This is a genomic window from Kordia sp., assembly GCF_045105435.1.
Classification (GTDB): domain Bacteria; phylum Bacteroidota; class Bacteroidia; order Flavobacteriales; family Flavobacteriaceae; genus Kordia.
Genome location: NZ_JBGCDL010000099.1, coordinates 1 through 12,370, shown reverse-complemented (window position 1 = coordinate 12,370; position 12,370 = coordinate 1). Strand labels below are relative to the sequence as shown.

The 12,370-nt window shown below is 32.8% G+C and carries 12 protein-coding genes and 1 pseudogene; 7 read left to right on the top strand and 6 right to left on the bottom strand.

The window, feature by feature from the left end; all coding sequences use genetic code 11:
• Positions 1-19: 19 nt before the first annotated feature.
• Together AB8B65_RS04775 and AB8B65_RS04770 are read left to right on the top strand one after the other, a co-directional pair.
• Positions 20-256 (top strand): hypothetical protein, encoded by a 237-nt coding sequence (locus tag AB8B65_RS04775; RefSeq protein ID WP_405299715.1) that lies wholly within the window; start codon positions 20-22, stop codon positions 254-256.
• Between the two features lie 34 nt (positions 257-290).
• Positions 291-515, top strand: coding sequence for a class I lanthipeptide (locus tag AB8B65_RS04770; RefSeq protein ID WP_405299714.1), 225 nt, complete (start codon positions 291-293; stop codon positions 513-515).
• Positions 516-575: 60 nt separating this feature from the next.
• Here the strand turns inward: AB8B65_RS04770 and asnS are convergent, their stop codons facing one another.
• The 5 genes from asnS to pyrH all read right to left on the bottom strand — a co-directional run bounded on the left by asnS (position 576) and on the right by pyrH (position 9,158).
• On the bottom strand, positions 576-2,018 hold the full coding sequence (gene asnS / locus AB8B65_RS04765) for an asparagine--tRNA ligase (RefSeq protein WP_405299713.1): 1,443 nt from the start codon (positions 2,016-2,018) through the stop codon (positions 576-578).
• A 565-nt stretch (positions 2,019-2,583) separates the two neighbouring features.
• A complete protein-coding gene (locus tag AB8B65_RS04760; RefSeq protein WP_405299712.1) occupies positions 2,584-5,022 on the bottom strand; it encodes an RND family transporter in 2,439 nt (812 codons plus the stop codon).
• 50 nt (positions 5,023-5,072) lie between these two features.
• Positions 5,073-7,595, bottom strand: a complete 2,523-nt coding sequence (locus AB8B65_RS04755) for a DUF5686 family protein (protein ID WP_405299711.1) — start codon at positions 7,593-7,595, stop codon at positions 5,073-5,075.
• A 187-nt stretch (positions 7,596-7,782) separates the two neighbouring features.
• Positions 7,783-8,337 carry a ribosome recycling factor gene (gene frr / locus AB8B65_RS04750; protein ID WP_405299710.1) on the bottom strand — a complete coding sequence of 185 codons (555 nt, stop codon included), beginning with the start codon at positions 8,335-8,337 and terminating at the stop codon, positions 7,783-7,785.
• A 113-nt stretch (positions 8,338-8,450) separates the two neighbouring features.
• On the bottom strand, positions 8,451-9,158 hold the full coding sequence (gene pyrH / locus AB8B65_RS04745; protein WP_405299709.1) for a UMP kinase: 708 nt from the start codon (positions 9,156-9,158) through the stop codon (positions 8,451-8,453).
• A 350-nt stretch (positions 9,159-9,508) separates the two neighbouring features.
• Between pyrH and AB8B65_RS04740 the strand changes: the two genes are divergently transcribed.
• From AB8B65_RS04740 to AB8B65_RS04720, 5 genes are all read left to right on the top strand, one after another.
• The gene (locus AB8B65_RS04740) at positions 9,509-9,721 is read left to right on the top strand and encodes a hypothetical protein (protein ID WP_405299708.1); all 213 of its coding nucleotides are present in this window, start codon (positions 9,509-9,511) and stop codon (positions 9,719-9,721) included.
• A gap of 678 nt (positions 9,722-10,399) precedes the next feature.
• Positions 10,400-10,567: a hypothetical protein gene (locus tag AB8B65_RS04735; RefSeq protein ID WP_405299707.1), complete on the top strand. Its 168-nt coding sequence runs from the start codon at positions 10,400-10,402 to the stop codon at positions 10,565-10,567.
• Between the two features lie 475 nt (positions 10,568-11,042).
• Positions 11,043-11,267 (top strand): hypothetical protein, encoded by a 225-nt coding sequence (locus tag AB8B65_RS04730; RefSeq protein WP_405299706.1) that lies wholly within the window; start codon positions 11,043-11,045, stop codon positions 11,265-11,267.
• 193 nt (positions 11,268-11,460) lie between these two features.
• The gene (locus tag AB8B65_RS04725; protein ID WP_405299705.1) at positions 11,461-11,622 is read left to right on the top strand and encodes a hypothetical protein; all 162 of its coding nucleotides are present in this window, start codon (positions 11,461-11,463) and stop codon (positions 11,620-11,622) included.
• A gap of 308 nt (positions 11,623-11,930) precedes the next feature.
• Entirely contained in the window at positions 11,931-12,158 is a 228-nt protein-coding gene (locus tag AB8B65_RS04720) for a hypothetical protein (protein ID WP_405299704.1), read from the top strand.
• Between the two features lie 76 nt (positions 12,159-12,234).
• On the opposite strand, the pseudogene AB8B65_RS04715 reads toward AB8B65_RS04720, so the two are convergent.
• Positions 12,235-12,370, bottom strand: a pseudogene (locus tag AB8B65_RS04715) (elongation factor Ts); the annotation flags it as partial.

The window sequence follows — 12,370 nt, the reverse complement described above, 5'->3', positions numbered from 1 at the left end:
CGTTAAAAATTATTTTAGGATGAAAAAACGAAAATTAAATTTGAAAAAAATGTCTTTACAGAAGAAGACAATTGCAAACATGCAGCAAGTACAAGGTGGCGCACCAGGAACATTTGCGTGTGGTCCAGGAATGAGTGTCGTTTTAAATTGTACAATTACTGTAGATCCTCCACGACCACTTATTACGCTTGACCCAAAGAATGAAATATGTATTACGGTATTAAATTCTTGTAAATCGTATTGTCCATTTTGCTAAAAACTCAATTAGATATCATTGAAAATTTAAAATTATGAAAAAAAAGAAAGTTAAATTACATAAACTATCACTAGAAAAACAGACAATTGCTTCTGTAAATTCTAATGAAATACAAGGTGGTTTGGCGACTACATTTTTAGAAACACGATTTGTTACGATTTGTAAAACAGGACCAATAACTGCGCCTCCTGTTGGCGGTAGTTTAGTTATTTGTTCAAAACAGACCTACTGTCTTTCGGAATGTCTTGTTTGTAAATAAGTAACATAAAAAAACCGTCAAGAATTTCTTGACGGTTTTTAGTATCTATTATTTTGTAGTTTAAAACTCTGCGTTCTGTGGTGTTCTTGGATACGGAATTACGTCTCTAATATTTCCCATTCCTGTTACAAACATTACCAGTCGTTCAAAACCTAGTCCGAAACCAGAGTGTACTGCTGTTCCGTATTTACGAAGCTCTAAATACCACCATAAATCTTCCTCAGGAATATCTAAAGCAGCCATTTTTTCTTTCAATACGTCCAAACGTTCTTCACGTTGCGATCCTCCGACAATTTCGCCAATACCGGGGAATAAAATATCCATAGCACGTACTGTTTTTTCATCTTCGTTCAAACGCATGTAAAACGCTTTAATATTTGCAGGATAATCAAATAAAATCACAGGACATTTAAAATGCTTTTCTACCAAGAAACGTTCATGTTCACTTTGTAAATCTGCGCCCCATTCGTTGATTAAGTATTTGAACTTCTTCTTCTTATTTGGTTTCGAATTGCGTAAAATATCAATCGCTTCCGTATAACTTACACGCTTAAAGTTATTATCAATCACAAAACGCAATTTCTCTGTCAAACTCATTTCACTGCGTTCTGCTTGTGGTTTTGATTTGTCTTCTGTAATTAGACGTTCTTCTAAAAATGCTAAATCATCTGGATTGTGTTCTAAAACATAACTCAGTACTGATTTCATAAAATCTTCTGCCAAGTCCATGTTTCCTGCCAAATCCATAAAAGCAACTTCGGGTTCAATCATCCAAAATTCAGACAAGTGACGTGATGTATTTGAGTTTTCAGCTCTAAAAGTAGGTCCAAATGTATATACTTTTCCTAAAGACATCGCGTACGACTCTGCTTCCAATTGTCCAGAAACCGTTAAGTTGGTTTCTTTTCCGAAGAAATCTTGTGAATAATCAACATTTCCATCTTCATTCAATGGTGGATTCTTAGGGTCTAGTGTCGAAACTCTAAACGTTTCTCCTGCACCTTCTGCATCACTTGCAGTAATAATTGGTGTGTGTACATGGTAAAATCCATTTTCAGTAAAATATTTATGTACTGCAAACGATAAGGCAGAGCGCAAACGCATTACAGCACTAAATGTGTTGGTACGTGTGCGTAAATGTGCTTGTTCACGTAAAAACTCTAAACTGTGTTTTTTAGGCTGTAAAATGGTTTTTGATACTTCTTCCGGATCTGCATCACCTAAAATCGTAATGTCAGTTACCGCTACTTCTACTTTTTGACCTTTTCCTTGACTTTCTATCAATTCTCCTTTAATAGCAACAGCAGCTCCAGTACCGATACGTTTTAAGATATCTTCATTGGTATTTTCAAAATCAACAACACATTGAATATTATTAATGGTAGATCCATCATTTAAAGCAATAAAACGGTTTGCTCTAAACGTTCGTACCCAACCTTTTACAGTAATTTCCTGTAGCAATGTTTCTGAGTTTAGTAACTCAGCGACTGTGTATGATTTCATCTTTAAAATATTTTAGGCGACAAATATAGTTTATTAGTGAAAACTTATGAAATGAGCTACAACAATTTTTTGATGCCAATTTATATGGTTAGTAGCAAATTCAATCTGATAGAATGAATAAGAATAAAATAAACAGCTTAAAGCCCACGAAATAAAATTGATGATAAAAGGTGTAGATTTTGTACGAAGATTACGTTTTTATTTTGCGAGAATTCGCTAAAGCGTAAAATACCTATAAATAAAAGGGAATTATCCAGTAAAAAGGGGATTTTTCCCCTTGTCTAATCGCTGTAACTTGACATATATTTGTCATGGCTATTAATCAATTGTAATCTTAATTTGTCTTCAATGATTAAGAAAATTAAGGTAGGTTTGGGGGAACCGAATAAAGTCTGATATTGTAACAACAATGTCAGGCTTTATTTTTTGTACCTATCTCACAAAAGTAAGTGTTTTTTTACTTTTACCAAATTAAAAGTTGAACCTTCAATACAAATACTGATTTTTTAACTTTTTTGAAGTGTTTGAAAAGTAGAAAGTATCGATGGTTTAAGAAAAAATAGTACTATTTACTATTGTCCTCGTGATCACTTTTATCATCTTTCTTTCGTACCAAGTCTGATAGTTTTCTGTTTTCCTTTTCAGGAAGAATTCTAAAGTTAGGCGCTTTTAATACACGTTTGTTTGCAATGCTACGTTCTAGCGAAAGCAATAAAGAAGGCAATAAAAGTAAGTTTGCTAACATTGCAAAAAGGAGTGTTGCTGAAACCAATCCGCCCAAAGCGACCGTTCCGCCAAAGCTAGAAATCATAAATACTGAAAATCCGAAGAATAATACAATAGACGTGTAAAACATACTTACGCCTGTTTCGCGCAATGCTGCATAGACCGATTTTCGAATTTTCCAGTTGTTACTGCGTAGTTCTTGTCGGTATTTAGCCAAGAAATGTATCGTATCATCCACAGAAATACCAAAAGCAATACTAAATACCAAAATTGTAGATGGTTTGATAGGAACGCCTAAAAAGCCCATCATTCCTGCTGTAATTAGCAAGGGTAATAAATTTGGCACTAATGAAACTAAAATCATTCGGAACGAACGGAATAAATACGCCATAAATAACGAAATCAAGAAAATTGCCAATGATAGGGACATGATTAGGTTGTTGACTAAATATTTGGTTCCTTTTAAGAAAACGAGTGCTTTTCCAGTTAGGGTAACATCGTATTTATCTTTGAATGTTTTGTCTATTTTTGTTTGTAAATTTTCTTCGATACGTTCCATTTTATCGGTTCCGATATCTTTCATAAACGTTGTAATACGTGCGTATCTTCCTGTAGAATCGACAAAGCTTGACAGCAGATTGAGTCCGGAATCGGATTTTGCCACAAACGTAGAAATGATCGTATTTTCGTTAGAAGCTGGAATGGAATAATTTTTAGCAAGTCCACCAAAATAAGCTTGACGCGAATATTTTGCTAAACTAACCACTGACATTGGTTGTGAAAGTTCTGGAATATCAACAATTAATTCCTCAAACTTGTCCATGCGTTTAAGCGTAGGAAGTTTTAAAACTCCATTTTTACGTTTGGTATCAATTAAAATTTCCAATGGCATAATGCCATCAAATTCCTTTTCAAAGAAGCGAATGTCTTGAAAGAAATCGGCTCGTTGCGGCATGTCTTCAATCAAACTTCCCGAAATACGTATTTGATAAATTCCAATAATACTCAACGCAAGTAATGCTACAGACGAAACATAGACTGCAAATCGGTGATGACGCACCATTTTTTCCATCCAACTGACAAAACCACCAATCCAACGTTTGTTCAAGTGATTTAAGTGTTTTTCTTTTGGCAACGCCATAAAACTATAGATAATCGGAATGATTAATAGCGATAAGATGAAAATGGCAATGATATTTATAGAAGCTACAATACCAAACTCTTTCAGCAGTTTGCTTTCGGTGATGATAAACGTAGCAAAACCGGCAGCAGTTGTCATGTTTGTCATCAATGTAGCATTTCCAATTTTAGAAATTACACGTTGCAATGACTTGGCTTGGTTTCCATGTTTTTTTATTTCTTGTTGATACTTGTTGATGAAGAAAATACAATTCGGAATTCCAATAACAATAATTAAAGGCGGAATTAATGCTGTTAATACAGTGATTTCATAGTTTAATAATCCTATAACTCCAAACGCCCACATTACACCAATAATTACCACAATCATTGATATGAATGTAGCACGGAACGATCTAAAGAAGAAAAAGAATATTAAACTGGTAACGAGTAATGCGGCGCCAATGAACAATCCGATTTCATCGACAATATTTTGAGAGTTTAAAGTACGTATGTACGGCATTCCCGAAACGCGTAAATCGAGTCCAGTTTCTGCTTCAAATTCTTCTATCATTGGCAGCACTTCGTCATAGATAAAATCTCTGCGAATAAAAGTGTTTACAATTTCTTTGTCAAGATATACGGCGGTTCGTATGGTACCTTCGTCATTGTAAAGTAAACTTTTGTAAAAGGGTAAATTTTTAAAGAGTTCGTCACGAATGGCGTCTGCTTGTTCCTGTGTTTCTATTTCTCCTTTCACCAAATCATCAAGAACAAAACGATCATTTTTATCGTTTTTGATCAGTTTTTTGAGGTTTTCAGTAGAAATTACCGCGCTTACTTCGGGTTTTGCATTAAATTTTTTGCTGAGTCGATTCCAGGCATTGAATTTTTCGGGTGTAAAAAGCGAGCTGTCTTTTACGGCAAGAATCATTAAGTTTCCTTCTTCACCAAAAATATCGAGGAATTTATTGTATTCAATATTTACAGGATGATTGTCGGGCAATAGGTTTGCTTCCGTATAAGAGAAACGCATGTTTTTCCATTGCATACCTAAAAATACAGTCATTCCAATGATAAGTGCCAATATGATTATTCTATTCCGAAGAATCAGTCGTGCAACACTTGCCCAGAAGCGTGTATTTATCCATTTAATCATTGTTCCGTTTTTGCTCGTGCAAATTTATGAAAAACGATTGTAAACAGTCTCTAAAAACCTAAACTAAAATAATAAGTAAATTTAAATGACAAGTTATCTTCAAATTTTGGCAAGTGATATGCGCCATATCTGTACATAAAACTCAATCCGAAACCAGCAAATAGTTTGTTGATTTCAAACCCAGATTCAGAGAAACCGTGTTTCAACGAATTGAATTGCTGTCCTAAATGGCGTTCAATATTATCAGCATCACCAATAGCAAAACGTGTAATTAATGTCAATTCTGGACGAAAACCTTTGGTAATTTTAAACGGCTTAAACTTGTGTTTTGCCTGAAACATTGCATATTTATCAGAGAAAAACTCATTGAAATACATGGTTTCAAAACTGTTTCTACCTGCAATTGAGAAACGTTGTAAAAGCACATCTTTGTTTGGATTGTTTGGTGATGTGTGATATAAATGTGAAATAGGAATATTGCCAATACCCAAACCACCTTTTAGTAAAAAGGAAGTTACACCTTTGTCTATTGGGCGTATTTCATGTACAATTCGCGCATCTAATTTTGTATAATCGAAATCGCCGCCCAAGAAACCATCAAAACTTTTGGTTGCTTGAAAAGCAAATTGCGGAAATCCTTTTTTGATTTCGTTACGTCCGTGTCGCGTTTGCATGTATTCACTAAACGGATTCCATTGTATGGAAAGTGTCGCTTCTGTAATGTCGTACGCATTAAAAATTTGACCATTTTGCACAAAACCATAATCATACGTAGATTCTACATTGCTTCGTGAAAGCATTAAGTTCCCATGCATTTTTGCTGTAATTTGATGTTCAATATTTGCGGTGAGGCGTTTTACTTCGTAAAATAAATCAATATTGAATAATCGCGGTTCAAATAGTGAAAATGCACGCCTGTCTGTGATAAAACGAGAGCTTCCCGTTTCTACCAAATCATCCGTATATGACATTCCAAACCAAGTTTGTGTTCGTTTGTCTAATCGGGCTGCGCCGCCAACTCCAAATTTAAAATCTTTATCACGCGTCCCGTATACTCCGTAACCGTTTAAACGATATTTTGTTGAAAAGTTAGCATTTGTAACACCACCAAGTCCCAAACGAAAGGCTTCATAGTTATTGTATTTTACCAAATAGCGTAAATCTAAATCGATGTATTTTGTTGGATAATATCCTTTTAAAAGTTTTCTAGCTAAGTAAATATCTTTTTCTACGCCATCTTCTGCAATGACGCTGTCCAAAACTACATACGTTTCTCTACCGCGTTTGGTAATACTGTCTGTTCGAAATTTACTCCAATAGGCTTCATCTCTATCGTGCGCCAAATCTTCAATTTCAATTGCCAATCCACGTCCACGAATTTTGACAGGTTCGTTGATAGATAGATCAAAATTTTTGGTGTTTGAAGTTAGGTAAATAAAGTCACTAACATTTTGTTTGTTGCTTCTAACGGTTTTGGTGCTGTCTTGTGGAGTTCCGCGTTGCACTTTGACGGCTTGTCCAAAAAGTGATACGGTATCGTCTGTTTTTCCTTTTCGTATTTGAATTTTCTTGTCGGTCGGAAACCAAACTTCAAATGTTTCGTTATACTCAAAATTTTGTACTGCTTTGATGTCAATAACACCTTTTATTTCGGCAATTCCTTTTTGTAATGCATACGATTCGCGATCAATGTAAAGAATACCTTCCAAGCCAGAAGTTTCTCCTTTTTTCTTTGGACTATAGTAAATCATGTACGATTCGCGATTGTTATTGCTTACCGTATCTAAAATTTTGTACGCGTATTTTGAAAGTGCATTTCCTGCCATTGGCCCTGCATACGAAGTTCCAAAAAGCTCGTATTTGTTATTGTAGAAAGAGAATGACTGAATTTTGATACCTAATACTTCGTAAATTGGTTCTTTGAAACCAGCCATGCGTGTAGCTAAAATCTTTTCGCGTTTTCCTTTAGAGGAACTGAATGAAACCTCGCTCACTTTTTCAGTCATGTAAATATGGCTTCGCGTCATGTCTTTTTTGAAACTGTAATTGGAAGAATCAACTTCTTTAAAAACTAGTTCTCCATCTTTTTTTGTGTAGATAGAATCAATTTGTCCATTTATAGAATCAGGATTTGCAGTAACAAGAAGCTTGTTGTATGCGTTTAGTTTGAACGACTTTAGTTTGCGCTCGGGATCGTTTTGTTTTTTACGATCAATAGCATCGCGCATTATTTGCAATGCAGGATTTTCTTTGTTGTACAATACAACGGCATCTAGCGATTCTTGTGTGCGTTGAAGTCGTATGGTAAGATATGTTTTGTTTTGGTCCACAGGAACGGTTATTGTTTTATAACCGATATAAGAAACCTTGATGGTTGTAATGTCTTTTTTTAGATTGAGAATAAACTTTCCTTCTGCATCTGTAATGGTACCTTTGTTTTTTGAAATAAAAATATTTGCAAATGGCAATGATTCTTTAGATTGTTCGTCAAGGACAATTCCTGAAATTCTTTGTTGTGCCAAAGCTGCAAAAGAAGTAAGCAATGCAATAAAAATCAATACTGATTTTTTCATCTATATAGGGTATGTTTTAGTGATCAGATTTAATTGGTCGTTAATTCTATAAGTTGTTATCAGCATTCATAATGCGCCGTATTTTGAACTGACCTTTTTCTTATAACGAAATTAATGGCATAATGTTACAAAAAATAAAGCGACCATTGGTCGCCATATTTTAAGTTTATTATAAGTTTAACGTTTTTTAAACCGTCATTATTTCTTTTTCTTTCATTACATATATTTCGTCAATCTTTTTGCTATAACTATCTGTAAGTCCTTGCACGTCAATTTCTGCATTTTTTTTGGCATCATCAGAAATCTCAAGATTTTTAATTTCTTTATTTGCTTCTTGTCGCGCATTTCTAATACCAACTTTAGCATCTTCTGCTTCACCTTTCGATTGTTTGGCTAAGTCTCTACGACGTTCTTCCGTAAGTGCAGGAACGTTGATAATTACAGATTCACCATTATTCATTGGATTAAAACCAAGATTTGCTAGCATAATTCCTCTTTCAATTTCTTGAATCATGCTTTTTTCCCATGGTTGAATGGTAATTGTGCGCGCATCTGTACTGTTTACGTTTGCTACTTGCGACAATGGTGTTTGTGAACCATAATAATCAACCATAACGCTTGATAACATGGCAGGAGAAGCTTTACCAGCTCTAATACCTAATAATTGCTTTTTTAAGTGCGCAATAGCATTATCCATTCCTTCCTTTGTCGTATCTATAATAAATTTAATGTCTTCGTTCATACTATTTTTAATTATTGAATGTAACCATATATGTTACACACTATATCATTACTAATTTAAAACATTTTTTTGTTTTAGTTCGAATAAAATCAAAAACTACGCCAATTTTTGTACTATAAGTTGACTTTAGTTCCAATATTTTCACCAGAAACTACTTTTAGTAAATTTCCTTTAGTGTTCATGTCAAATACAATAATAGGCAATTCGTTTTCTTGACTTAATGTAAAAGCTGTCGTGTCCATTACTTTTAATCCTTGCTTTAAAACTTCGTCAAAAGATATATGATCAAACTTAATTGCTTTCGTGTCTTTCTCAGGATCTACGTTGTAAATACCATCTACACGCGTTCCTTTTAAAATAACATCTGCACTCACTTCAATAGCACGCAATACTGCGGCAGAATCGGTTGTAAAATATGGATTTCCAGTTCCAGCTCCAAAAATAACAACACGTCCTTTTTCTAGATGGCGAATTGCTTTTCTTTTAATATATGGTTCTGCAACTTCTTTAATTTCTAGTGCTGTTAACAAACGTGTGTATACATTTGCATCTTCTAGGGCGCTTTGTAAGGCGAGTCCGTTAATTACAGTAGCCAGCATTCCCATGTGGTCACCTTGCACTCTGTCCATACCATTGCTGGCACCTGCAACGCCTCTAAAAATATTTCCACCACCAATAACAATGGCTACTTGTATTCCTAAATCAACTACTTGTTTGATTTCTTCGGCATATTCAGCTAAGCGTTTTGGATCAATTCCATATTGTCTATCGCCCATGAGCGCTTCGCCTGATAATTTTAGTAATATTCTTTTGTATTGCATTGCTTCTTGTGATGAGTTTTGCAAATATAGCAAATAATGAAGTCTACAAAAATGTTTTTAGTAGTGTTCCTTATTTTGTTTTGTAGATGATGTTCATATTTTGAAAATTTAATTCAATTGAGTGATTTTATTTTTCTTGAAAACGATCCTTTATAAATAAGAAATTACATCAAATAAGCACACTTACATTTTATGAATTTCGAGTATGAAAATCTATGTGTTATTTGGCATAATTTATAGCTTGAAACTTTAATTTTTATGTTCCTATGATTCATAAATACAGAGCGTTAGTCTTATTTTTTAAATGTTCTATAAGCTATCTTCACGTAAAACATATAACAAGTAAAATCATGAAAAAACAAAAATTAAAGTTAGGATTGAACAAGGTAGAAATTTCTAATTTGGCAAATGTAAAAGGAGGACAGTTTGAAATATATACTGTCAGTAAAAACTTTGTAGATCTTTGTTGTCCTGTTTTTGGAACAGAAGATGAGTGTATTCGTGACACTATTGTAACCACTTGTCACGGAGGTTCAGAAGCAACGCATTGTTTGTGTGGGTAACTTGTAAAGGTTATTGTGATGATTGTCCGTACACACACTTCGTGTTAGGATTCATCTTTATGTACATTTCTTTTATAGGATGTCATTTAATATTTGAATAGATATTTTACATATTTAAAAGAGATAGTAAATCATAATTATACCTATCATAAGATTCCCTTATGATAGGTATAATTTGTTTTAATTAGAACGCGTGTTTTATTAAGGTTTTCTTAACAGATTTGCGGTTAGTGCCTGCGTATCTTTGTAATGCAATCAACAATAAGGTATAAGCATAAAATTATAAAGCATATTTTTGTTTGTTAGGTATAATTCAAAAATAATCACTTTATAAAGTATATAGTATTGCAATCGCTTGTGTAGTACAATACGTTCTCCGCTTATATTTTTTGAAACAACAAATGTCTGTTATAGACTATAATAATAAAGACAATATTGCTTCGGCAAACATGTTGTTAAAATTGCAAAATGAAAAAGAAAAAGAAGAAGAAAAGTTGTCAGTAGGCAACTTTTTTTTTGCTTTATACTTTTCTAGCTTAACACATATAAATTACTAATATGAATCATAATTTTTTTAAATAGGTGGAGCTGTTTTATTATGAGAACCTTAACATTTACAGGAAAGTAGTTTCTTAATTTTGAGTAATCAATAAAATAACCACAATAACCAAAAATGCTATGAAAAAGAGAATATTAAAACTAGGATTAACAAAATCAAAAATTTCAAATTTAAGCGACCTGCATACAATTAAAGGAGGAAATTCAACATATAGTGAAGAGCAATACTGTATTGAGTCACTTACCAGAGCAATAGATGTTTGTTGTAAAACAGATGGCGGACTTTAAAAAGATTCGTAGTTGTAATTGATACGCAATAATTGTGTGTTGTATGCAATGACCCACATATAATTCAGTTAAGAAAGATCGTCAATTTGGCGATCTTTTTTTATGCAAAATAATTTGTTTATTGGGATCGTACTTGTGATATATAAAGTGTAAGTAACCGTAAATTTTTAAAAAGAAAATTAATTTAAAATTACAATTGAAAGAACAAAACGTATTTGACTTGAATAATTTAAAAAGCGGAAAAAATGGTACTAATATCAATAGTTAGTGCGAATATGAAATTTGAGAAGTATTTAGTAGTGGACATTCTCAGTATTGTCCATAATAATGCTGTTTAATCTAATTTAGCATATAAATCGCTTATGGATTCCATAAATTATTTTCATTGAAATGACACTTTTATTGTGAATATGTTAACTATTTTTCTATTCTATTGTGAATATATTTTTAGAAACATTAATTTAAATCGATTATTATGAAAAAGAAAAAATTAAAATTATTAGAGCTTAACAAGAAAGCGATTTCTAATTTAAAAGGCGGAATGTTATCAGGATGTATCACAACAAGTAACTATTGGGTACCTACAGATATATATACCGAGTTTCTATGTAATGGAGATTCACCTGGAACTGGTGATGATAATATTACCATTGGCTCATTTTGCGGGTATGAAACTTGGGAAGTGTATGGTTGTAAATAAAAACTAAAAAAGGATCGTCAATATTGGCGATCTTTTTTTATGCAGTTGTTTTTGGTTCTGTAAACGCAATGGAATGATGTTTTAAAAATATAATATGCTGAATTAAAAGATTAAACATACCATAAACATGGTATTTCATAAAATCATAGATGCAGTTAACTTTGATTAATTATTAATTTTAAAACACATTATTATGAAAAAAAGAAGTATCAACAGTTTAAAGCTTAACAAGAAAACAATTTCAACAGTAAACGTTTCTGCTCCAGTTGGTGGAGGTAATCTTTCAACGTTTAGACGTTGTGAGCAACAGTGTGTATTTTCATTAGAATTGCAAAATACTTGTGTAGGTTGTTAGAAATTAATTCGTTAGTTTAAAACGAACTTGTTTCGTTTTTTGGGAACTCGTTTATATTTATTTAGTACTGAAATTAGAATTTAAAACGTCTAATTTGTGTGAATTCTAAATAGTTAAACGAGTTCTTTAATTTCACTGGTGAATTGGAAACTATGTATATTTTAAAACCAAAAAAGGATCGTCAACTGGCGATTTTTTTCTTTTAGATACGTTTTGCTTATGATCGTTATAAATAATTTAAAATATAAACTTTCTTTTAATATGAGTCAATACGGTATCTTTAAAAGAAATATTTAAAATATACTATCATGAAAAAGAAACATTTAAAATCATTACAACTTAATAAAAAAGCCATTTCTAATTTTAAAAACCTAAAAGGAGGATATGATGAAACTTTCATTGCTTTGTGCAACGAAGTCTCTGGAGGTGATTGTGAAGATACTTTTGACTGTGAAACGCAAGGCGGCTATGCCTGTGGAGAAACTATTGGGGCATTTTGTGGGTTTAGAACCTATGAAGTCTATGGTTGTAGATAAATAGAATCGTAAAAAACAAAAAGGATCGCCAACTTGACGATCCTTTTTCTATATAAAACTCCGAAGAGTATTTTGCTTATCCTAAAGATACACGTTTAAAACCTGTTACTTCAACTTCTCCGTAAGAAGAAACATATTTAGCAACTGTAGACTTTTCATCTTTAATGAAGTCTTGGTCTAATAAACACTGTTCTTTGTCTAAAGTCGTATTA